We start from the raw sequence: 22700 nt of genomic DNA on the forward strand, positions 1-22700 counted from the left end.
TGAATTGAAAATGACCTTTAAGGAAGAAATACTGCAGGGAATCCCAAACATTTTGCCTGCCAAAAGAAAAATCTCTGAATCAATAAACAGAGCGCCAAAACGCAAAGATATATTATCTAAAGCAGAGAAACTTTTGGCCTTAAAAAATGCATTAAGATATTTTCCAAACCAATGGCACCAAGAACTAGCTAGTGAGTTTTTAAATGAGCTAAAAACGTATGGAAGAATTTACATGTATCGATTTAAACCAACCTATAAATTAAAAGCAAGACCCTTAAAGGCGTACCCTTCAAAATCCATTCAAACGGCTGCCATTATGCTTATGATACAGAATAATTTAGACCCAGAAGTAGCCCAACATCCAGAGGAACTCATTACCTATGGAGGCAATGGATCTGTGTTTCAAAATTGGGCCCAATACCTCTTGACCATGCAATATCTGGCTACCATGACCAACCAGCAAACCTTACATATATATTCTGGTCATCCATTGGGGCTATTCCCTTCGTCTAAACAAGCACCTCGAGTTGTGGTTTCTAATGGTATGATGATTCCTAATTATTCAAAACCAGACCACTGGGAAAAATTTAATGCTCTGGGTGTTACACAATATGGACAAATGACAGCTGGATCCTTTATGTACATAGGTCCTCAGGGCATAGTTCACGGTACCACGATCACCATAATGAATGCCTTTAGAAAAATACTAAAACCTCAAGAATCGCCAGCAGGAAAAATTTTCCTCACAGCCGGTCTTGGGGGTATGAGTGGTGCTCAACCTAAAGCTGGTAATATTGTTGGTTGCATCACCATTGTTGCAGAGGTTAATCCATTGGCGGCCGAAAAAAGATATAAACAAGGTTGGGTGGATAAACTCATTTATTCCATGGCTGAATTGGTTTTATTTACAAAATCGGCTCAAGCATCTAAAAAAAGTTTATCCATTGCCTTTATCGGCAATGTAGTTGATGTTTGGGAACAGTTTCTTGAAGCTCGTATTTTTATACATCTAGGGTCCGACCAAACCTCCTTACATATTCCTTGGACTGGTGGCTATTACCCTGTTGGCTTGTCTTTTGAAGCATCAAACCACCTTTTAAAAGAGAACCCAGAAAAATTCAAACTTAAAGTAAAAGAGTCCTTAGTACGTCATGCCGCTGCCATAAATAAACATTGTGCAAAAGGCACTTACTTCTTTGATTACGGCAACGCATTTTTACTTGAGGCTTCGAGAGCTGGTGCCCATGTTTTGACAAAAAATAACATTGACTTTAAATACCCTTCTTACGTACAAGATATCTTAGGTCCCATGTGCTTTGACTATGGGTTTGGTCCTTTTAGATGGGTATGCAGTTCTGGACTTCAGAAAGATTTAGACGAAACAGATAAAATTGCAGAAAACGCTCTGAAACAACTTTCTGAAGATGCACCAAAGGAAATTCAATTGCAACTTCAAGATAATATAACGTGGATACAAAATGCCAAAAGCAATAATATGATTGTGGGTTCTAAAGCTAGAATACTTTATGCCGATGCCTTAGGGCGAATAAAAATTGCACAAGCCTTTAATGATGCCATAAAAAAAGGAATTATAGGCCCTGTAATTTTAGGTCGCGATCACCACGATGTTAGTGGCACAGACTCCCCATATAGAGAAACATCGAACATTTATGATGGCAGTAAATACACAGCAGATATGGCCATACACAATGTTATTGGTGATAGCTTTAGGGGTGCTACCTGGGTTTCTATTCACAATGGCGGGGGCGTAGGTTGGGGAGAAGTTATTAACGGGGGTTTTGGACTCGTACTAGACGGCTCATTAGATTCTGAAAACCAACTAAAAAACATGCTCTTTTATGATGTAAACAACGGCATTGCTAGACGAGGCTGGGCACGAAATAAAGAAGCCCTATTTGCTATTAAAAGAGAAATGAGTCGTACGCCATCGCTCAAAGTGACTTTACCAAACCTAGTTGAAGAAACCATAATTAATAACATCAAGTTATGAAAACTATTTTCATCAATATAAAAGAGCTTTTACAAATACGATCATCCAAAATATCCTTTTTGTCTGGAAAAGAAATGCGGGAACTACCCTCTATAAAAGATGCGTTTCTGGTTGTTGAAAATGGTCTTATAGCGGATTATGGAAGCATGAATAATTGTCCGAAAGGAACTTTTAACAAAACCATAAATGCTACAGGGAAAATATTGCTCCCTGCCTGGTGTGACTCGCATACACATCTTGTTTATGCTGGTAACCGAGAACACGAATTTGTAGATAGAATAAACGGATTGAGCTATGAAGATATAGCTAAAAAAGGAGGAGGGATTTTAAACTCGGCAAAAGAATTACAAAAAACATCAGGAGAAGAACTATACCAACAAAGCAAAGTCAGGCTTGAAGAAGTTATAAAGCAAGGTACAGGAGCTATCGAAATAAAATCTGGTTATGGCCTAACAACGGAAAGCGAATTAAAAATGCTTCACGTTATCAAACGCTTAAAAGAAGAATACCCCATTGAAATAAAATCTACTTTTTTAGCAGCACATGCTCTGCCAAAAGCATTCAAAAATAACAAACCTAAGTATTTAGAGACTATTATTGAAGGGTTATTGCCGCTAGTAGCAGAGGAAAACCTTGCTGAATACATTGATGTTTTTTGTGAAACTGGATATTTCTCGGTTAAGGACACCGATCTCATTTTAAGAGCAGGGAAAAAGTATGGACTAATTCCTAAAATACATGTTAATCAATTTACATCTATAGGTGGCGTACAAAAAGGTATTGAGTACAATGCGCTATCTATAGATCATCTTGAAGAAATGCGAGATATAGATATTGATGCTTTACAAAATACTAAGACGATGCCCGTAGCATTGCCAGGGTGTTCCTTTTTTTTAGGCATTCCTTATACACCTGCTCGCAAAATGATAAATGCAGGTTTACCATTAGCACTTGCCACAGATTATAACCCCGGCTCATCACCTTCTGGGAATATGAATTTTATCGTCTCAACGGCTTGTATAAAAATGAAAATGACCCCAGAAGAGGCTATAAATGCAGCCACAATTAACGGTGCCTATGCCATGGGCTTAGAAAAATCTGTTGGCAGTATTACTATTGGCAAAAAAGCTAATGTATTACTTACAAAACCTATTAATTCTTACGGTGTAATTCCATATTCCTTTGGAACAAATCATATAGAAAAAACTTTTATTAAAGGCATAGAAGTAAAATAAGACCATGTATTTAAAACTTAAATACATATTGGGTTGATTCTAAAGTATATTTCATTGTTGTTTTTGCTTTTCAATGGCTTCCTTAAAAATCCGATTGCCCCCTGAACGTTTTGTTTTAAGAAACTCTAAAGTATCCATGTTTATTATTTCCTTCATTTTATCTAAAGCAAAAGTCGAGTCATGAATAAAAACAACCTTTCCTTTTCAACTTTATTTGAATCTTATCCATATACCCTTTAAAATCTTCATTTTTATTTTCATTACTTTTAGAATATCCATGACCAAAGATTAACCGTGTAAACTAAAAAACATAATTCATTAATCTATTTTATTAATTATCCATGCCTTATCTAACGCTATTTTTCAAGGTTAACAATGAATATTTTACCCATTTAGAATATAATTCAGCTAAAGGCACTCATTTCAATCTTCCTTCAAACCATAAAAGTGCCTCTTTAACACCATGATCTATGGGTTTAAAATCAAGTTTTAAATCTCTAACAGCTTTCTGGTTTGAATAATAACTCTCTATGCAAAGTATTTTCATATTTTCAACAGAAAAATCAGTTTTAACCCTAAAAAACCTCAATAATTTCCCAAAATACCCCAATAAAGTGAGGGCCTCTTTAGGTACTTTTATTATTAAGAATCTATTGTTACTATAATATTTCAGAATTTTAAAAAACTCATAAAAACTTAAATTTTGACTGGCCAATAAATAAGCGCCTTTATTTTTCCCATACTTTAAGGCTTTAATTATTCCTTTAGCGACATCACTTACACAAACAAAATTTTTTCCACCAGGGGGACATAGAACAAATCGATTCTTTAACCCCATAAGTACGATTTTACCAGAACTTGGTTTAGTATCAAAAGCGCCAATCATATAGGCTGGGTTAACGACGACTATTTCTATTTCATCTCCAATTGTTTTGATGTAGTCATGCGCCTCCTTTTTACTTCTGGAATAAAAAGTTTTACTGAAAGGATATCTCATTTTTTTAGTTTCATCTCCTAAGTCACTTAAACTCCCATATCCAAATTGGTTTGCAGTTCCTACATATATAATTCTTTGGAGTCCATTTCTAATCGCAATATGAATAATATCTTTAACAACTTTAACATTAATATTATAGTAATCACTATATTTTAAAAAGCTTTGATCTGTAATTGCTGCTATGTGAATTACATATTGACAACCAGAAATAGCATGTTCCAAATGCTCACTAATATTTATATCACCTTCAAACAGTTCTAGGCTAACATGGCTACCGCCTAGATACTTTCTTTTATTCCTTACAAAAGCTCTAACATAGAAACCATCTTTGAGCAATTTTAAAACTGTATTTGTACCTAATAAACCGTTAGCTCCTGTAACCAATACTTTTTTTGTCGCTGCATCCATTAAAAAAGAACTAAATTGATTCATTGATGATTAGTTTCCTCTAATTTTGGTATAGCAAATTTGTTTATCTCCCTGTTCGCTAATCTATCTTTTATAAAACCTGGTAATAACTTATCCAGTGCCATTAGGCATTTATTAACAAAGCCCGGAACCACAACTATTTCCGTCTTAATCATAGCCTTAATTGCTATTTTAGCGGCATCCTCTGGATTTAAAACAGTCTTCTGGGCAATCCAACTAACCAGTCTGTTTTGGTAACACAACCTTGTTGTTGTATTTAGTCCACCCGGACAAATGGTAGTTACAGAAATATTGTCTTTCTTCAATTCCTTTCTTAAGCTCTTTGAAAATGAAGTCAAGTATGCCTTCGTGGCTCCATATACTTGCTTTTTTGGTAAGAAAAAAAAACTGGCCATACTGCTAATGTTTAAAATTGATGCCGCCCCAGATGCTTTAAGATTTTCTAGCAATACTTTGGTCAGCAAGGTGGGGGCAGTAACATTCACGGCTATCTGCTTTAAAATAAATTCATCTTTAAGATCTTCAAACAAGCCTTTACTTAAAACCCCTGCATTATTTACCAAATATTTAATTTGAAGGGTACTACTATTTACATAGTCTGCAATGAAATAAGAGCTTTGGCCAATACTTAAATCAACCTCCAAATAGCGAACATCCACACCATAGATTTGTTTAATAAAATTTGATAATTCAGGTAATCCTGAATTTGGTAAAGCAATTAAAAGTAGATTTATCTTTCTATTTGCAAATTCTAAAGCCAATGCCTTTCCAAACCCTTGACTCGCTCCTGTAACTAAAGCATAATTCGTTTTCATAATTAGTTTTATAAATGATTAATAGTATTTGCCAGACCTACTTTTAATTTTGTTGGCTTATACTTTAATTCTTCTATTGCCTTTTCTGATGTAGAAATTCTATTTGTGAACAAGGAATTCAATATGTTCACTGATATCATGGACTGTGCACCAACCAAACTCCTAAATAAATTCAACGTTAATAGTCCCGTTTTAATAAAACCATAATTAACCTTCAATATTTTGATATTACTTTTGGTTAACGTTTTAATGGTCTCAAATAAGTTTTCATAATTGGAATTTTCGCCTCCAATAATGTATTTCCCCTTAACTATATTGCTTTCCATTGCTAAAATATGTGCGTCTATTACATCCTCGATAAAAACGTAGTTTGAAGTTATTTTAAGATTATCAGGAACTACCAAAATATCTTTGTTAACAAACATGGAGATAAGACTGTTTATGCCATTTGAGAATGTTTTTAAACCAGGTCCATAAACTTTTGAAACATTCAGCACAATACATGACAATCCCTTTTTGTAGTATTCTAAAACCTTTTCTTCAGACATAAATTTTGTGAGTTCGTAATCATTAGAAAAAGAAGTTAATCGAGGTTGTAACTCAGATATAGGAATATCTTTATACGATGGACCAAACACCGAAAGTGTACTTGTATATATCACTTTCTTAACCTTATTTTGACATGCCGCTTTTAATATATGCTCTGTTCCCAATACATTGGTATTATAGAAATCATGAATGTTTTTACATTTCAAATTAGTGTATGCCGCCGTGTGAAAAACGTAATCGCATTCATGGATAGCTTTCAAAATGGAATTAAAGTCACATATATTCCCCTCGAAAATTTTGATGTTTTTATGTCTTGGTAATTTTGAGGAATTTATGTCTCTTACTAGGGCGTGCACGGTTATGTTTTTTTCTGATAAAGCAAGTGCTAATTGATGCCCAATGTATCCTGTTCCCCCTGTTAATAACACCTTCATGATATTGATTTATTTAAGGTTAGATAATAAAAAATAGATATTTCGTAAACTGCTAATAGTGCCAGATGAATTAAAAAAGCATACCAAACACTATTAGTTAAATACGTAATTACACAGAGTATAACACCAAATGGAATAGCGCCTAAAATTTCTTCTTTCGAATCAAAAACGTGCATGACAAAATAAGCTAAAGTGCTATATAGAATAGCCATTTTAACAGAGACACATTCTAGAAATGTATATAATAAAACACCTCTGAAATAAAATTCGTAGCTAAGCAAAAAAATAAATCTTATGATAAAATAGAACCAAGACTTTGAAATCTTACAATCACTTATTACATGGTTTTTAATAACCTTATTTTGAATTGATAAATAAGACAAATAAGCCGATGTGAAAACTATGATTATAAACGGAATCAAAACATATAGTCTCGGTATTTCAATGGTTTCAATCAAAACCCTTAATTCTGGAATTATCACATAAAACAAAACCCCAAAAAGCGCAATACCAAGACTATGCTTCAGGTTTAATAACTGTAGCCCATTTCTAACCAAAAGTGCTTGTTGAAGATTAGGGATTCCCAATCCTTTGTAAACCCAACTCACCAAAAAATAAGTAAGAAAAGATAAAGTTATTATAATCCATATCGCATCTGTGGCTATCATGGTTTTACCGGAATTAAAGTAACACTAAACAAAGAGCTATTTGCTTCAATTTTTATACATTTTCCTTCTTTATAATGAAAAATATTATGCTTACCATTGGAAAATGACACTTTGTATTTACCTTTACCTAAAGATTGAATGTTTACCATTTGTTTTAAATTGTCACAAAAAATGTATTTCAAATCTTTAGGTTCACTAAAATAAAGTGACACTAAATTTTCCTGAATTTTATCAAGCCCGAGTCTTTTAAACTCATCATTAATCTCCAACTGGTATTGACCATTTTTATAAATTATGGTATGATTAGTTTTTGTTTTATTATTTAAAGTTCTTAAAACAGACGAGTACACTAAAAATCCATTTTTAAATACAGAGATTTCTTTTCCTGATATATTTAAGCTTAATATGTATTTAGCCTTAATGTTACTCTCTAAAATATATGTAACGGCATCATCAATAGAGTTGCAAGTTATTTGAATAGTCCCTATAACCTTGTTGTTTCTAACAACGTTGTACTTAACAATATTATCAGGATTAATATTAGCGGCATATAATGTTGGAGCAATAACTAGTACCAATAAAACCTTAAGTTTTAATACTAATTTTTTTAAATCATTTATCTTTCTATACAAAAATGAAGTCTTATCTAATCTTCTTAATAGGTATAGAATCAGCATGGGTATCATGTCTAGGAGTTTTAGGATTATTTTGGTAATCATAAAATTAATAGAGGATAACCATACTAATATCCCAGATGGTCTTATAAGAATAAAATAGGATGTCCAACGATAATCTCGGACTACAAATAGTCTAAAACTGACTTCTAAAAGAGGAAGGTGTTTCTGAAGTGAATTTTTTAAATGCAGAATAAAATGTAGACTTAGAATTAAAACCACATTCTAAACCTATAGCGACTATTGTGTATTCGCTAAAATGATCATTTGACAAGAACTTTTTAGCTTGTTCTACTCTTAACGAATTTATAAAATCTGAAAAATTATAATCACTATATGAATTTATAAGCTTTGAAAGATAGCTTTTACTCATACTCAATTCAGAAGCTAAAGATTCCATGCCTAATAAAGGATCAAGATAGAGCTTCTTGTCTACAATATATGAACGGATTTTTTCAAAATCCTGTTTATGTTTTTCAGAATAAAATTCATCGTTACTTTTTTCAGCTTTAGAAATCTGACTGGATGAAATAAGAACCTGATTTGTTTGAATAGTACTTCTTAAAACAATTCTATCTCTCAAAACAGTATATTTATAAAACCCTTGATAACCAATCCAATATAATAACACCGAAGAACTTAGTCGCAAAAACAAATAGGCATCTTCGTTTCCTGTGAGCAACTTAATAATAAGCGCAATAGTCCAAAATCCAATAACGACAGCTCCCAACCTAATAAACCATTTTATCCAATTCAAATCGTCGTATGACAAGATATAAGAAATTAGATGATGCTTTTTAAAGATTAACAAGCAGGCATTAATAAAAATAAAAATGCAGTAAGTCAAATTAAAAATATCTTCAGTATTAGTATAAAAGGTAATAATATTAATGTTCTTATCAGGAACCTCATAGTAGACATATGAGATCAAACAAAGTCTAATAGTTATTTCAGAAATAAAAATAACTAGTGAAATTTTAATAAAATCATTGACTTTATCCTCAACCTTTAAAAAATGAGTTGTAAAAGCATAAAACATAGGAAAAATGAGCAAATACCAAGGAACTAATAAATTTTTAAAAAGAAATAAGTTAGAAGAAAAATCGTTATCAATAAGCCAGCGCTGCAGATTGTTTAAAGAAATAAATAGCACAGTAAGATTTAGAAAAACAACAACTTTGTCAAACTTCTTGTTTCCTAATATAGTTACTAAATTAAACCCAAATCCCTGAACTACACCGGCTATCAACAAAAAATTGATAATTTTTATCATATTTTAAATTGGTTAACTTAAAACTAGTTATACTATTATCAGGCTAAAAGGGAATTACAGGGGAATAAACCAAAGTTAAAAAAAAAATTAAATTTCAAATAGATATATATCCATCTATTTGAGTGTCTTACGATTACTACCCCGTAAATAAAAGTATTTGACACCATTTCGCTTTTCATCGGAAGATATATCATTTAAACCCTTTTTTACAACAATATTACATATATACCAGTCTATACAACCATGTATAAATGATTTGCTTAATATGTGACTAATTTGCAACATTATTTGTGTTTAAAAGTTAGTTTATTTACTTGTTTACGGGTCGCCTAAATATTTAAATTCATCAAGAACAAGGCTCAACTATGACATAACGGTTTAACAACTAACTCAAAGAAAGTTATTATTGTCCATAATAAAAATACGTGAATTCCCGTATTTTTATTAAATTTATTAGCGAAACCCATGAATGAAGAAACCGGAATAACGTATTTTTTAAATCAGCTTAGTGATTTCAAAGCAAATTTAGAGACTATGGATGCCAAATCCATAAAAAAACGATTAATGCTTTATCCAAATCAAGCCATTTTTATTTATGATTACACAACTTTCGAGCTGAAGTACATTGATGGTTTTGAGATGTTTGGACTTAAAAACGAAGAAATTTCCATGTTGGATGTTTTCAATACAGCAATCCCAGAACAACGGGAAATATGTGGTGAATTGAGTGGAAAACTTATTAAATACGTTCAAGAAAACCCCGTAGACCAAGAGTCAACCGTTTTAAACATTAACTATGCAGGACAACATACAGATGGGAAACTGATGCATATTTTGCTTCAAGGTAAAATGTTCGAAACTACCCAAAAGGGTACGCTTAAAACGACTATAGTAACCATGACATTTTTACCTCACTTAAAACCTCCAAAGATTGTGAGCTGGCACCTAAAAGATTCTTCATTGAATGATACCATTTCAGGTATATTGGACAAAGATATTATGAGCCCTAACCATATTAGAGCAAGAGAGTTAGAAGTTTTAAAACTTACAGCAGAAGGCAATACAATGTCTGAAATTTCAAATAGTTTAAATATTTCAGATCGCACGGTTGAGAAGCATTTAGAAAATATGAGATCCAGATTTAATTGTCAAAATTCGGCTCAATTAATAACTTTTGGTTTAGAAATGAATTTAATTTGAGTTGATAGAAAAGATAAAGTCAAAAAACAGCCTAATCTAATTCTAACCTAAGCCTGTAATATACTCTCTTTTGAAATCGACACCTTTGCTTGAGCCCTATCTGGGAGTAATTGTCTACATTTCTTTTTCACAACTAAATGATAATATATATCTAAAAGAAAAGAACAAATGTGAGTTTATCAAAGTTTTTGAGTCTATAGTCTAAAACGTAAAAATTAATTTTACTTTTTTTGTAACAAAAATTAACTTTTGTTCGTATAACTACTAAATGCCCTATTTATTCACAATTAAATTACAGGAGAACATTAGATGAGACAACTTAAAATTACGAAGCAGGTAACTAACAGAGAAACCGCTTCGTTAGATAAATACCTGCAAGAAATTGGAAAGGTTGATTTAATTACAGCAGATGAGGAAGTAGAGTTAGCACAACGTATTAAAGCTGGAGATCAAATAGCTTTAGAAAAATTAACAAAGGCTAATTTACGTTTTGTAGTGTCTGTTGCAAAGCAATACCAAAATCAAGGGTTAACCTTACCTGATTTGATTAACGAAGGAAACTTAGGATTAATTAAAGCAGCGCAACGTTTTGATGAAACACGTGGTTTTAAGTTCATATCTTACGCTGTTTGGTGGATTCGTCAATCTATTCTTCAAGCCTTAGCCGAACAATCTCGTATTGTGCGTTTACCTTTAAACAAAATTGGGTCGATAAACAAAATTAACAAAACGTTTGCCTTCCTAGAGCAAAGTCATGAACGTCCACCTTCAGCAGAAGAAATTGCAAAAGAGTTGGATATGACTATTAATGACGTAAAAGAATCTATGAAAAATTCTGGTCGTCATGTTAGTATGGATGCTCCTTTAGTTGAAGGAGAAGATTCGAACTTATATGATGTATTAAACTCAGGTGAATCACCAAATCCAGATAAAGAATTACTACATGAGTCTTTAAGAACTGAAATTGAGCGTGCACTTGAAACATTAACGCCTCGTGAAGCCGACGTTATTCGTTTATACTTTGGTTTAGGGAACCAACACCCAATGACTCTTGAGGAAATTGGAGAAACCTTTGATTTAACGCGTGAACGTGTAAGACAAATAAAAGAAAAAGCCATTCGCAGATTAAAGCACACATCTAGAAGTAAAATATTAAAAACCTATTTAGGATAGTAATTACATTAAATTACGACTAAATTACAGTAACAAACAGTTACACATAACTGTTCGTTTTTTGATTGATGAAAGAACCCCCGGCTGATTATCGGGGGTTTGTTTTTATCATAAATCGATAGTTCAAAACAAGAGGCTTCTCAAAGACTTTTCTATATTTGCAATGCTTTATAAAACATCCTTTAAAATGAGTTCTAAATTAATAGCGCCTTCAATACTAGCAGCAGATTTTGCAAACCTTCAACGCGACGTGGAAATGGTAAATAATAGTGATGCTGACTGGTTTCATATTGATATTATGGACGGCGTATTTGTACCAAATATCTCTTTTGGCATGCCAGTACTTCAGGCTATTGCTAAACACGCTCAAAAAACGATTGATGTGCATTTAATGATTGTGGATCCAGACCGATATATTAAAACATTTGCCAAATTGGGTAGTGATATCCTTACAGTGCATTACGAAGCTTGCACGCACCTCCACAGAACACTACAAGCTATAAAATCTGAAGGCATGAAAGCAGGGGTTGCTTTAAACCCGCATACTAATGTTAGTGTTTTAGAAGATACCATTAATGATATTGATCTGGTTTGTATTATGAGTGTTAACCCTGGATTTGGTGGACAAAGTTTTATTGAAAACACGTATAACAAAGTAAAACAACTCAAGGAGCTCATAGCCAGAAAAGGCGCATCTACAATAATTGAAATTGACGGAGGTGTTACCAATAAAAACGCAAAACAATTAGTTGATGTAGGCGCCGATGTTTTGGTTGCTGGAAGTTATGTATTTAAAAGCGCAACCCAAATAGAAACTATTAAAAACCTTAAGGCCATTGCCAATTCTTAAAACGCCTTTAAATAATAGTTTAGTAAATCGGTAGTTGTTACAATACCTACTAAAACACCGCTATCAACCACTGGCAGCGAATTAAAACTATTTGATGCTAAAATATTAGTAGCTTCTCGTATACTCGCATCAATACTAATTGTAATGACATTTTTCTCCATAACCTGTTCTATTGAAAACATATTGAATACAACAGTTTCTACCGTGTCCGTATCGGCAGCCGTTTCTGGACAACTAATGCGCATTAAATCTGTATAACTCAGCATACCAACAACAGTTCCTTTAGCAACCACAGGCATATGCTTAATTTGGTGTCTTTTAAACAATACTTCTGCACGTTGGAGGTCATCTGATGTTGACAAGGCTATAATATTTTTTGTCATTATAGTAGACACTGGAATGCTTGTTGGCATAGCTCCTAGTTTAAATTTCAACAATTAGATTTTATCTACATAAAAAAACGATGTATTAAAACTGTTTTAGCAGATACTTAATTAGATCTGTTGTGGTTACTATACCTATTAAGGCATTGTTACTAATTACTGGTAACGCGTGAAACTCTTTAACCGCTAAAATTTCAGCTACTTCTTTAATTGAATTTGATGCCGAGACAGACACAATATTTTTATTCATTACCTGCTCAATAGTAAACATACTATACACCATAACATCAGACATATCATCTGTAGCGTAGTCCACATCGGCAAAACTAAGTCGCAGCAAATCTGTGTAGCTTAACATACCAACAATAACCTTGTCTTCAACAACAGGGATATGTCTAATATGGTGTTGTTTAAATAAATGCTCGGCTTTTTCTAAATTATCTTCTTTATTTAATGTAATAACAGGACTTGTCATTATCATTGAAATTGGTGCTTTTCGTATCATGACTTAATAAGTTTAATGTTTAGTTACCACTAAAGTTATTAAAATCTTGATTAAAAAATTATGACAAAAATCATAAGTCCCCTAATAGCCGGCAAAATTAAAATTAAGCATTTGCTTAGTTTTATTATACACATCTGGAAAATGAGATCTAAACTCGTGCGGTGTTTCAATGAAAGTCTCCATGATAACCGCTAAAAATTCAAATTGATTCGTGAAGGCGTATTTTCTAAAATAGTCAGAATTAACTAATTTGTTCCGTAGATTGGGATTATCTGCCAAAAGCTTCGTTAATTCCTTAAAGGAATCGTTAAAAATAGTTGAACTAACGTCACGCTCCTTTATACTGTTAATATGAATAGCATGCGTTAATTCATGAATTCCAAGATTTAGGTTATCATTTTCTATATCAAGGCCGACAATAAAATCTTCCCAACTTAAAACCAAAGCATTTAATCTCGGATTAAATTCACCTTTATGCAACGTCTGGTTGGTTTTTGAATAGAATGCTTTTGGATAAACAACAATTTTAGAAATAATACCGATGTAAAAATCTCTAAAACCAAAAGTAAGCATAACAGCTGTTGCAGAAATCATCACCTTAACTTCTTCGGTAATTTTAAAACCTTGCCTACCTATAAAATCTTTATCCTTAATGAAACACGCAACACGATGCTCAAAGTACCTTTTATGTTTGTCATTTAATCTGTTATAAAACTTAAAATTTCTTCTTAAAACAGATTTTTGAGACTTAGTCAACTTTCTAGAAAACAAGTAGAGATGCGTATATAAGGGTTTCATGTTTTTAAGAACATAGGCCGTTTCTAACATTCTTATCAGGTAGTTAACTATGATTCCACCCATTATAACCAAGAACACAAGAAGAATTATGCCTCCTAAAGATGAATAACTAGATATGTATTGACTTAAAAGCATAAGATTAAGGCTACTTAAACTCAAAGTAAAGGATTTTAATCTAAAATTAAACCTCTAGTTATCCCTAAGTACTTAATTTGTATAGAAAGATGTATTTCACCCATAAATAAAAAAGACTGGCATATAAGCCAGTCTTTTTATTAAGTGACCGCGGAGGGATTCGAACCCCCAACCCTCAGAGCCGAAATCTGATATTCTATCCAGTTGAACTACGCAGCCATTTATTCCTAAAAAAATCAGGAATTTTATTTGTTTAAGAGAGTTTTGCTTTCACAATAGCCGAAATAGTTTTACCATCCGCTTGCCCAGCAAGTTCCTTACTTACAATACCCATAACTTTACCCATGTCTTTCATACCTTGAGCTCCAACTTGATCGATAGTCGCTACAACCACTTTTTCAATTTCCTCTTCAGATAGCGCTTCTGGCAAAAACTGAGAAATAATATCTGCCTCAGCTATTTCTGGCGCTGCCAAGTCTTCTCGTCCTTGCTCTAAATAAACAGCAGCACTATCTCTTCTCTGTTTAACTTGCTTTTGAAGTAACTTTAACTCTTGCTCCTCTGTTAACTCTTCTTTGGCTCCACTTTCTGTTTGGGCTAAAAGAATAGCAGACTTTACTGCACGTAACGCTGTAAGAGCAGTTTGATCTTTAGCTTTCATAGCCTCTTTCAAAGCTGTCATCACCTCTTTTTGTAAACTCATCTTCTCGTTATTTAGAATGCGAAGATAAAAATAAAAAGCCTTTAATCCCTACGTGATAACCTGAAATTAGAAGCAAATAAAAACCCGAAAAGTTGAGGGATACTTTTCGGGTTCGTACATAGCATAGTAAGCCAAGGGCAGCGCTATTAATCTACATTATCATGTAAAAAAGAATTATTACTTCTTAGTTGAATATCGTCATTATCATCTAGCCCAATGCTTGTTCTAGACAAATCTGTTTCACTAGAGTGCCTTGTCTCATTCAAATCAACACCTTGACGTTTGTAAGCTGGCACTTTTTCAATATCATCTATTTTAGCACTATTAAATTTATAATTGAAATCCTTCATTTTACGTCTACGTTCTTCAGCTCGCTCTTTTAAAAGCTCTGAAATAGGCGTGTTCATAGGACCAATTTCTTGAACTTCTTCTTCCTCGGCAACCTCACTCTTAAGCGTTTTTCTTTCGAAAACAATATCGTGTTCTTCCTCTAAAACGTCTTGTGCCTTTTGCTTTTTATTCATTGATGATTCAGCCTCAGCATAATCATCAAGCGCATATCGTACATCTCCTTCTTCATTTGTTTCTGTTACAGTAATTAATTCAACATAATCGTTTACCGCGATATCCTTAACATTGTTGTCTGTTAAATCATCATTAAGATTATAAGAAACCACATCTTCCTTATTCTCCTCAACTTCTTCTTCTTTGGGCGATAGAGGCATATCAAACGTTAATGTGATTTGTTGCTCTTCCTCTATATAATCAGATATAACTTCTACATCTGAAATATCTTCTAAATCATTAGACATTCTGGTAACTGGCTTAATAATAAAGTCTTCCTCATCCTCAATAGTATTGGAAACTTCATTATACACCACATCTATATCCTTAATGAGGTCTGAAGTTGGAATTAAATCAATATTGTGTTTGGGTTTCTCTGTTTTTTGAATTACCGCAGGTCGTTCCACTTCCTGTTCTTCCATTTCCAAATCGAGCGTATGTCGCACAACAGGATCTTCTTTCTTTTCTTCTAACTCAATAGTGGGAGCTATTATTACAGGTTCTTTTTCTTGAGGTTCAAGTTCTTGCTCCTCATTCAATGAATGCACAACTTTTTTGGTTTCTGTATTTGAAATCTCATCTTGTTGCTCCAAATTAAAGCCAGTTGCAATAATAGTAACGGCAATAGATTCCTCCAAAGCTTCATCTTCACCAACCCCCATAATAATGTTAGCGCCATGACCAGCTTCACTTTGAATGTGATCATTAATTTCACCGATTTCGTCAATTGTAATTTCCTGTGAGCCCGAAACAATTAGCAGCAATACGTTTTTAGCTCCGGTGATTTTATTATCATTTAATAACGGCGAATCTAGAGCTTTTCTAATAGCATCTTGAGCACGGTTTTGTCCTGATGCTAAAGCCGATCCCATTATAGCGGTTCCACTATTACTTAATACCGTTTTAGCATCTCTTAAATCAATATTCTGTGTGTAGTGATGTGTAATAACTTCGGCTATACCTCGAGCAGCGGTAGATAGAACTTCATCGGCTTTGGAAAACCCAGCTTTAAAACCAAGATTTCCATAAACTTCTCGAAGCTTATTATTATTAATAACAATTAATGAGTCAACAACACTTCTTAATTTTTCTATTCCTTTTTGAGATTGCTCAATACGCATTCTTCCTTCAAACTGAAAGGGCATAGTAACAATTCCAACCGTTAAGATGTCTAAATCTTTAGCCATTTTAGCAATAATAGGAGCTGCTCCAGTTCCTGTGCCTCCTCCCATTCCAGCTGTTATAAAAACCATTTTAGTGTTGGTATCTAGCATTTGAGAGATATCATCAAAACTCTCGACCGCAGATTGCTCTCCTATATCTGGATTTGCTCCTGCCCCTAACCCCTCGGTTAAGTTAACGCCTAGCTGGATTTTATTAGGTACACCGCTGTTCTGCAATGCTTGTGCGTCTGTATTACAGATGTAAAAATCTACACCCTTAATACCTTGTTGGAACATGTGGTTAATAGCGTTACTGCCACCGCCTCCAACACCAATAACTTTAATGACATTTGATTGATTCTTGGGTAAATCAAATGAAATACTGTCGAATTCTTTTTTGCTGCTCATAAATTCAGTTTTACTGGGGTTTGTTTGTACTTTATTTTTTAATTCAATGGTTTTAATTATTCCGCGTTATCTAAAAAATCTTTAACGCGCTCTGTTAACTTATCAAGAAACGAGCGTCTTTCCTTAATAGGTTCTTCTTTTACCTCCTCCTCATTTGTTGCCTCAAAATGACCTGCCTGCTGCTCCTCTATCTGCTGTTCAGCTTTTTTTCGATCCTGCCTTTTTAATCCATCTAACACCAATCCTACAGCTGTTGCGAATAGAGGGCTTGTGATATCGTCATCACTATCGCCAGCCAAATGTTCATTAGGATACCCTATTCTGGTATCCATTCCTGTTATATATTCTACTAGTTGTTTTAAATGTTTTAACTGACTACCACCACCTGTTAAAACAATACCTGCTATTAACTTCTTTTTTTGTTCTTCATGGCCGTAATTCTTAATCTCAACATATACTTGCTCAATAATTTCTACAACCCTAGCATGTATAATTTTTGAGAGATTCTTAAGTGTAATCTCTTTAGGTTCTCTGCCCCTAAGACCTGGAATGGATACGATTTCGTTATCCTTGTTTTCACCTGGCCATGCAGAACCAAACCTTATTTTTAGTAATTCTGCTTGTTTCTCAATAATAGAACAACCTTCTTTAATATCTTCGGTAATTACATTGCCTCCAAATGGTATAACCGCAGTATGACGTATAATGCCATCTCTAAAAATTGCTAGATCTGTTGTCCCGCCACCAATATCAATAAGCGCAACTCCAGCTTCCTTTTCTTCTTGGCTAAGCACTGCATTAGCAGACGCCAATGGTTCTAAAGTAATACCTTCTAAATTAAGTCCAGAACTTTGAACACATCTACCTATATTTCGTATAGAAGACACTTGCCCCACAACCACATGAAAATTAGCTTCTAACCTACCTCCATACATGCCTATAGGCTCCTTAATTTCGGCTTGTCCATCTACTTTATATTCCTGAGGTAAAACATGAATAATCTCCTCTCCTGGAAGCATAACCAACTTATGCACCTGATTGATTAAACGGTCAATATCATTATCGTCGATAACTGTTTCAGAATTTGACCTAGTTATATAATCACTATGTTGCAAACTCCTTATGTGTTGCCCAGCAATTCCAACAGTTACATCGTCTATCTTTATATCTGATGCCACTTCGGCTTCTTGAATAGCTTGCTGAATAGATTGAATGGTTTGTGTAATATTATTAACCACACCACGATGCACCCCAAGGCTTTTGGATTTACCAATACCTAAAATTTCAACCTTGCCGTAATCATTTTTACGACCAATCATTGCTACAATTTTCGTGGTTCCTATGTCTAATCCTACTGCTAAATTATGCTCCATAGCCTAAATTTTGGTACATATAACTTGGTTTTCAAACTGTAAATTTACTTTACTGTAATTATCGAGTGTCTTATCTTTTAAATTCTTTTTATAGAATGCTTTTAGATTGTTTATTTTTTTATCCAAATAGGTCTCATCTCCCAACTGTACTAGAAAAGAACACTTCCTGAGCCTTAAGGCAATCTTGTTATTCATGTCCTGATGGATTTCAATAACCTGCTTTCTTAAAAACTCATCATATTTAACCTTTCGTGCAACTTTATAAACGTTCCTCAAGTTGTTTTTTTCAACATAACCAGTAACTAAAGGTACTCTAGCAGAATAATTTTTAGACAATGGCATGAACATACCTTCATCATCAATATAATAAGATGCATTTGTACTAACTCTTGCAATTGGTGTTTTTTGTTCGATTTCGGCCTTAAGCGCACCATTTACAGCAACATACACCTCTGCAGTTTTTATCATTGGATTAGATTTGAGGGCTTTTTCTAATTCATTCAAATCTAAAGTTTCTTTAGGCACGTTTTTAAGACCTCCCCAATTTTGTATTAACAATTTACTAACAGTTTCGTTAGATATAAACAGATTATTTTCTCCAACAAACACCACTTCAGGACTTGAAATAAACCTATCTTCATTACGAGCTTTAGAAAACCCAAACAGAAAGACAACCAAGCCCAACAAAACAATCATTTTTATAAAAGTCCAATTAATTCGCAATACTTAATCCTTTTTTAATTTGTTCAACTTCTTCCCCTATATCTCCAGCACCAATAGTAAGAATAATGTTGCTGTCACTTTTTCGAATTTCATTTAATAGATTTGATTTACTTACTAGTTTTTTATCCGAATTTTTAATTTTACTTAATAACCAACTAGAGGTAACACCTTCTATGGGCCGTTCCCGTGCGGGATAAATATCAAGTAAAAACACTTCATCAAACTGAGATAAACTTTTTGCAAATCCATCAATAAAATCTCGTGTTCTACTAAACAGGTGCGGCTGAAAAACGGCCAGTACAGTTTTGTTAGGATACATCTCCCTAATGGCCTGATGTACGGCATTAATCTCTTCTGGATGATGCGCGTAGTCATCAATAAAAACAAGGCCATCGGTCTTTATTTGGTAGCTAAATCGTCTTTTAACACCCTTATAAGATGCTAAAGCTTTGGCGAGCTGCCGGTGAGGGCAACCATATTCAACAGCCATCGCCAAGGCTATTAATGCATTCGACAAATTATGTCTACCAGGTAGGTTAAATTGTAATTTTTCAAGCACTGCGTTCGGTGTTTTTACATCAAACACATAAGCTCCCTTTTCTATTTTTATATTTTGAACTGTATAATCTGAATCGTCTTCAATTCCGTAGGTTATGCCCTTTAATGGTAATCCATTTTTAACAAAAAGCTTGCCTCCTGGCTTTATACGTTTTGAAAAAGCTTCGAACGATTTTATTAGCTCCGAAGAATCGCCATAAATATCTAAATGATCTGCATCCATAGAGGTTATACAAGCTAAGTTTGGAGATAAGGTTAAAAACGATCTATCAAACTCATCCGCCTCCACTACAGATACTTCCGTTCCGTTTAGAATTAAATTAGAGTTGTAATTTTCACTAATTCCCCCTAAAAATGCTGTAACCGCAACATCGCACTCATTTAACAAATGCCCTAAAATACTCGTTGTGGTGGTTTTACCATGAGTTCCAGCCACCCCCAAACAGAACGTATTTTCGGTTATAAGACCTAAAATTTGTGAACGTTTTAGAACCTTAAAACCATTATCTTGAAAATAACGCAACTCGGCATGATGCTTTGGTATTGCAGGCGTATAAACCACCAAAGTTTTTTCTTTGCTGAGAAATGACTCTTTAATATTTTCAATGTTATCATTAAAGTGAATGCCTATTCCCAAATCTTCTAAAGCTTGAGTGATTTCTGTAGCGGTTTTATCATATCCAGCTACTTCCATATTCTTAGCCTTAAAATACCTAGCCAACGCACTCATGCCTATACCACCAATACCTATAAAAAAAACGTTATGTATCTCTTTTAAATTCATTAATTCGTTTTCAATAAATTCTCTACTTCATCAACAATATCACTTGTGGCATTTACAAGGGCTAATTTTTTAATGTTTTGTCCTAACTCTTTTTGTTTATCTGAAGAAGCAATTAATTGTGAAAACTTATTTTCAAAATCTGCTTCTAAATCTTCTTCTTTTATTATCATTGCTGCCTCCTTATTAACAATAGCCATGGCGTTCTTTGTTTGATGATCTTCAGCAACATTAGGAGAAGGAATAAAAATTACCGGTTTACCTACAATACACAACTCGGATACGGAACTTGCTCCTGCCCTAGATATCACAATATCGGCAGCGGCATATGCTAAATCCATATCGTTCAAAAACTCAAACACTTGAACATTTTTGGTGTTATTATATATTTTATATTGTTCATAATAAAGCTTCCCACATTGCCATATAATTTGAACATTTTGTGTATCAAAAAAATCTAATTCTTTTTCTATTAATTGGTTAATGCGTCTGGCCCCCAAACTACCTCCAATAACCAAAAGTGTATTTTTTCCATGCTTTAAACCAAAAAAGTCTTTAGCCTCAACAGTTTTGGATTCCACATCTAAAAGTCCTTGTCGTACTGGATTCCCTGTTTTAATAATCTTGTCCTTTGGAAAAAATCGCTCTAAATTATCGTAGGCTACACAAACCTTACTGGCCTTTTTTGACAACAACTTATTAGTTATTCCGGGGTAAGAATTTTGCTCTTGAATTAAAGTAGGAATGTTATTAGCAGCTGCCACGTGCAACAATGGCCCGCTTGCAAAACCACCGGTACCAATTGCAATATCTGGCTTAAATGACTTAACTATTTGTTTAGACTTCCATAGACTACTTATAAGCTTAAACGGAAAGCTTAAATTCTTTAATGTTAATTGTCTTTGAATTCCAGAAATCCACAACCCTTTAATTTTATACCCTGCCTGAGGAACTTTTTCCATTTCCATTCTATCCTTTGCACCAACAAATAAAAATTCCGAATCAGGAAAACGTAGTTTCAGTTCATTTGCTATAGCAATAGCAGGGTAAATATGACCTCCCGTTCCTCCTCCAGATAATATGATTCTGTACTTACTCATTATATGGTTTCTGATAGTATTTCTAAGGGATTTTCCTCGTTAATTTCCCGCTCCTTTATCTCTTCTCTTTTTGCACTTACACTTAGTATGATTCCGATAGCCAAACAAGTCATCCAAATAGATGTCCCACCACTACTAATTAACGGCAAAGTCTGTCCCGTAACCGGAAACAACTCTACAGCTACCGCCATATTTATTAAGGCTTGAAACACAATTGGCAAGCCCACACCCAGTACTAAAAGTTTACCAAAAATAGTATCTGACTTTTGAGCAACAATCACAATTCTAAATAACAGCCACAAATACAAGATCATTATTACAAAACCTCCAAGTAGACCATATTCCTCAATTATAATAGCGAATATAAAATCTGATGATGATTGAGGTAAAAAGTTCTTTTGCAAACTTTTCCCTGGTCCTAAACCTTGAATTCCTCCAGTGGCAATAGCTATTTTAGCTTTTTCAATTTGGTAATCTGCTTCTGTATCTTCTGGGTTTGAAAAGCTTTCAATTCTTCCCATCCATGTATCCACTCTATTAGGCATGGCATCAGGAAAGGCCTTTGCTACAAGTATAAAAAGTGTTAAAACTAAAACACCAGACCCAATGATTATAGCCAAATACCTGATAGGATAACCTCCCAAAAACACCAGCATGATGACCATTAAAAAAATAATAGCTGTTGTTGAAAAATTAGCAGGTAGTATAAGAATGAGCACCAAAAATACTGGCAACCATAGAGGTAAAATTGAATCTTTAAAAGAAATTTCTTTGTCTGCTATTTTAGACATATATCTGGCTACATAAACCAACAAAACAACCGCCGCCAAAGTAGAGGTTTGAAAAGACATCCCAACAAAAGGAATTTGAATCCATCTGCTAGCATTAGCACCTTCTATAGTAGTTCCTTGCAACATGGTTAGACCTAAAAGCACTAAAACAATTGGTATCATTATTAGCGACAAACCCTTAAAATACCGATATGGAATTTTATGCACCCCATACATAATAGCAAATCCTAAAACCAGATGAACAAAATGTTTAATAAAAAAAGCGAAGGTATTACTGCCGCCTCCTTTATAAGCTAAATTACTGGCAGCACTATAAACAGGCAAGAATGACAAAATAGCCAACAACGCTACAATTGCCCAAATTAACCTATCTCCTTTTATGTTTTTAAATACAGATTGCACAAAAA

Annotated in this window: 21 protein-coding genes and 1 tRNA gene; 5 read left to right on the plus strand and 17 right to left on the minus strand. The window is 33.7% G+C overall.

The features are described from left to right. Window positions 1–10: 10 nt before the first annotated feature. Both E5D58_RS01370 and hutI read left to right on the plus strand, forming a co-directional pair. Window positions 11–2011 (plus strand): urocanate hydratase, encoded by a 2001-nt coding sequence (locus E5D58_RS01370; RefSeq protein WP_136480039.1) that lies wholly within the window; start codon window positions 11–13, stop codon window positions 2009–2011. After that, on the plus strand, window positions 2008–3246 hold the full coding sequence (hutI, locus tag E5D58_RS01375) for an imidazolonepropionase (protein WP_136480040.1): 1239 nt from the start codon (window positions 2008–2010) through the stop codon (window positions 3244–3246). The genes E5D58_RS01370 and hutI overlap by 4 nt, the downstream gene beginning before the upstream one ends. A 418-nt stretch (window positions 3247–3664) precedes the next feature. On the opposite strand, the gene E5D58_RS01380 is transcribed toward hutI, so the two are convergent. The 6 genes from E5D58_RS01380 to E5D58_RS01405 all read right to left on the minus strand — a co-directional run bounded on the left by E5D58_RS01380 (window position 3665) and on the right by E5D58_RS01405 (window position 9085). Further along, complete coding sequence (locus E5D58_RS01380) at window positions 3665–4675, minus strand: NAD-dependent epimerase/dehydratase family protein (protein ID WP_136480041.1); 1011 nt, start codon at window positions 4673–4675, stop codon at window positions 3665–3667. Next, entirely contained in the window at window positions 4672–5487 is an 816-nt protein-coding gene (locus E5D58_RS01385) for an SDR family NAD(P)-dependent oxidoreductase (protein WP_136480042.1), read from the minus strand. Before E5D58_RS01385 ends, E5D58_RS01380 begins: the two co-directional genes overlap by 4 nt. Window positions 5488–5495: 8 nt before the next feature. Next, window positions 5496–6470, minus strand: a complete 975-nt coding sequence (locus E5D58_RS01390) for an NAD-dependent epimerase/dehydratase family protein (protein ID WP_136480043.1) — start codon at window positions 6468–6470, stop codon at window positions 5496–5498. Then, the gene (locus tag E5D58_RS01395) at window positions 6467–7138 is read right to left on the minus strand and encodes a CPBP family intramembrane glutamic endopeptidase (RefSeq protein ID WP_136480044.1); all 672 of its coding nucleotides are present in this window, start codon (window positions 7136–7138) and stop codon (window positions 6467–6469) included. The genes E5D58_RS01390 and E5D58_RS01395 overlap by 4 nt, the downstream gene beginning before the upstream one ends. Continuing rightward, window positions 7135–7824, minus strand: a complete 690-nt coding sequence (locus E5D58_RS01400; protein WP_136480045.1) for a DUF6134 family protein — start codon at window positions 7822–7824, stop codon at window positions 7135–7137. The genes E5D58_RS01395 and E5D58_RS01400 overlap by 4 nt, the downstream gene beginning before the upstream one ends. Window positions 7825–7948: 124 nt before the next feature. Then, window positions 7949–9085, minus strand: a complete 1137-nt coding sequence (locus E5D58_RS01405) for a helix-turn-helix domain-containing protein (RefSeq protein WP_136480046.1) — start codon at window positions 9083–9085, stop codon at window positions 7949–7951. A gap of 465 nt (window positions 9086–9550) precedes the next feature. Here E5D58_RS01405 and E5D58_RS01410 point away from each other — a divergent pair, with 465 nt between their 5' ends. The 3 genes from E5D58_RS01410 (at window position 9551) to rpe (ending at window position 12308) form a co-directional block, all read left to right on the plus strand. Continuing rightward, the gene (locus E5D58_RS01410) at window positions 9551–10285 is read left to right on the plus strand and encodes a response regulator transcription factor (protein ID WP_205660288.1); all 735 of its coding nucleotides are present in this window, start codon (window positions 9551–9553) and stop codon (window positions 10283–10285) included. A 309-nt stretch (window positions 10286–10594) separates the two neighbouring features. Continuing rightward, a complete protein-coding gene (locus E5D58_RS01415) occupies window positions 10595–11458 on the plus strand; it encodes a sigma-70 family RNA polymerase sigma factor (protein ID WP_019387909.1) in 864 nt (287 codons plus the stop codon). 187 nt (window positions 11459–11645) lie between these two features. Then, a complete protein-coding gene (rpe, locus tag E5D58_RS01420) occupies window positions 11646–12308 on the plus strand; it encodes a ribulose-phosphate 3-epimerase (protein ID WP_136480047.1) in 663 nt (220 codons plus the stop codon). Here rpe and E5D58_RS01425 read toward each other — a convergent pair. From E5D58_RS01425 to E5D58_RS01475, 11 genes are all read right to left on the minus strand, one after another. Beyond that, the gene (locus E5D58_RS01425) at window positions 12305–12742 is read right to left on the minus strand and encodes a CBS domain-containing protein (RefSeq protein WP_317129254.1); all 438 of its coding nucleotides are present in this window, start codon (window positions 12740–12742) and stop codon (window positions 12305–12307) included. The two genes, rpe and E5D58_RS01425, sit on opposite strands and share 4 nt — an antisense overlap. 34 nt (window positions 12743–12776) lie before the next feature. Further along, window positions 12777–13196: a CBS domain-containing protein gene (locus E5D58_RS01430; RefSeq protein ID WP_136480048.1), complete on the minus strand. Its 420-nt coding sequence runs from the start codon at window positions 13194–13196 to the stop codon at window positions 12777–12779. Window positions 13197–13277: 81 nt separating this feature from the next. Then, window positions 13278–14153: a zinc-dependent peptidase gene (locus tag E5D58_RS01435; RefSeq protein ID WP_235835815.1), complete on the minus strand. Its 876-nt coding sequence runs from the start codon at window positions 14151–14153 to the stop codon at window positions 13278–13280. Between the two features lie 121 nt (window positions 14154–14274). Next, window positions 14275–14348, minus strand: a tRNA-Arg gene (locus tag E5D58_RS01440). 34 nt (window positions 14349–14382) lie between these two features. Further along, window positions 14383–14832 (minus strand): GatB/YqeY domain-containing protein, encoded by a 450-nt coding sequence (locus E5D58_RS01445; RefSeq protein WP_136480049.1) that lies wholly within the window; start codon window positions 14830–14832, stop codon window positions 14383–14385. Window positions 14833–14978: 146 nt separating this feature from the next. Beyond that, window positions 14979–16967: a cell division protein FtsZ gene (gene ftsZ / locus E5D58_RS01450; RefSeq protein WP_136480050.1), complete on the minus strand. Its 1989-nt coding sequence runs from the start codon at window positions 16965–16967 to the stop codon at window positions 14979–14981. Window positions 16968–17023: 56 nt separating this feature from the next. Continuing rightward, window positions 17024–18340: a cell division protein FtsA gene (ftsA, locus tag E5D58_RS01455; RefSeq protein WP_136480051.1), complete on the minus strand. Its 1317-nt coding sequence runs from the start codon at window positions 18338–18340 to the stop codon at window positions 17024–17026. A 3-nt stretch (window positions 18341–18343) separates the two neighbouring features. Next, on the minus strand, window positions 18344–19036 hold the full coding sequence (locus tag E5D58_RS01460; protein WP_317129255.1) for a cell division protein FtsQ/DivIB: 693 nt from the start codon (window positions 19034–19036) through the stop codon (window positions 18344–18346). Window positions 19037–19052: 16 nt separating this feature from the next. After that, window positions 19053–20405: a UDP-N-acetylmuramate--L-alanine ligase gene (gene murC, locus E5D58_RS01465; protein WP_136480053.1), complete on the minus strand. Its 1353-nt coding sequence runs from the start codon at window positions 20403–20405 to the stop codon at window positions 19053–19055. After that, entirely contained in the window at window positions 20405–21502 is a 1098-nt protein-coding gene (gene murG / locus E5D58_RS01470) for an undecaprenyldiphospho-muramoylpentapeptide beta-N-acetylglucosaminyltransferase (RefSeq protein WP_136480054.1), read from the minus strand. The genes murC and murG overlap by 1 nt, the downstream gene beginning before the upstream one ends. After that, window positions 21502–22695 carry an FtsW/RodA/SpoVE family cell cycle protein gene (locus E5D58_RS01475; protein ID WP_136480055.1) on the minus strand — a complete coding sequence of 398 codons (1194 nt, stop codon included), beginning with the start codon at window positions 22693–22695 and terminating at the stop codon, window positions 21502–21504. Before E5D58_RS01475 ends, murG begins: the two co-directional genes overlap by 1 nt. Between the last annotated feature and the right edge of the window lie 5 nt (window positions 22696–22700).

It is taken from the genome of Cognatitamlana onchidii, assembly GCF_004804355.1.
In the GTDB taxonomy this organism is placed as follows: Bacteria; Bacteroidota; Bacteroidia; order Flavobacteriales; family Flavobacteriaceae; genus Cognatitamlana; species Cognatitamlana onchidii.

What these genes read in the sequence shown, in the direction of transcription:
- hutI (WP_136480040.1), top strand. Translation starts at nt 2,008, where the DNA reads ATGAAAACTATTTTCATCAATATAAAAGAGCTTTTACAAATACGATCA.
- E5D58_RS01410 (WP_205660288.1), top strand. Translation starts at nt 9,551, where the DNA reads ATGAATGAAGAAACCGGAATAACGTATTTTTTAAATCAGCTTAGTGAT.
- murG (WP_136480054.1), bottom strand. Translation starts at nt 21,502, where the DNA reads ATGAGTAAGTACAGAATCATATTATCTGGAGGAGGAACGGGAGGTCAT.
- E5D58_RS01370 (WP_136480039.1), top strand. Translation starts at nt 11, where the DNA reads ATGACCTTTAAGGAAGAAATACTGCAGGGAATCCCAAACATTTTGCCT.
- rpe (WP_136480047.1), top strand. Translation starts at nt 11,646, where the DNA reads ATGAGTTCTAAATTAATAGCGCCTTCAATACTAGCAGCAGATTTTGCA.
- E5D58_RS01445 (WP_136480049.1), bottom strand. Translation starts at nt 14,832, where the DNA reads ATGAGTTTACAAAAAGAGGTGATGACAGCTTTGAAAGAGGCTATGAAA.
- E5D58_RS01460 (WP_317129255.1), bottom strand. Translation starts at nt 19,036, where the DNA reads ATGATTGTTTTGTTGGGCTTGGTTGTCTTTCTGTTTGGGTTTTCTAAA.
- E5D58_RS01405 (WP_136480046.1), bottom strand. Translation starts at nt 9,085, where the DNA reads ATGATAAAAATTATCAATTTTTTGTTGATAGCCGGTGTAGTTCAGGGA.
- murC (WP_136480053.1), bottom strand. Translation starts at nt 20,405, where the DNA reads ATGAATTTAAAAGAGATACATAACGTTTTTTTTATAGGTATTGGTGGT.
- E5D58_RS01415 (WP_019387909.1), top strand. Translation starts at nt 10,595, where the DNA reads ATGAGACAACTTAAAATTACGAAGCAGGTAACTAACAGAGAAACCGCT.
- ftsZ (WP_136480050.1), bottom strand. Translation starts at nt 16,967, where the DNA reads ATGAGCAGCAAAAAAGAATTCGACAGTATTTCATTTGATTTACCCAAG.
- E5D58_RS01380 (WP_136480041.1), bottom strand. Translation starts at nt 4,675, where the DNA reads ATGAATCAATTTAGTTCTTTTTTAATGGATGCAGCGACAAAAAAAGTA.
- E5D58_RS01400 (WP_136480045.1), bottom strand. Translation starts at nt 7,824, where the DNA reads ATGATACCCATGCTGATTCTATACCTATTAAGAAGATTAGATAAGACT.
- E5D58_RS01430 (WP_136480048.1), bottom strand. Translation starts at nt 13,196, where the DNA reads ATGATACGAAAAGCACCAATTTCAATGATAATGACAAGTCCTGTTATT.
- E5D58_RS01390 (WP_136480043.1), bottom strand. Translation starts at nt 6,470, where the DNA reads ATGAAGGTGTTATTAACAGGGGGAACAGGATACATTGGGCATCAATTA.
- ftsA (WP_136480051.1), bottom strand. Translation starts at nt 18,340, where the DNA reads ATGGAGCATAATTTAGCAGTAGGATTAGACATAGGAACCACGAAAATT.
- E5D58_RS01395 (WP_136480044.1), bottom strand. Translation starts at nt 7,138, where the DNA reads ATGATAGCCACAGATGCGATATGGATTATAATAACTTTATCTTTTCTT.
- E5D58_RS01385 (WP_136480042.1), bottom strand. Translation starts at nt 5,487, where the DNA reads ATGAAAACGAATTATGCTTTAGTTACAGGAGCGAGTCAAGGGTTTGGA.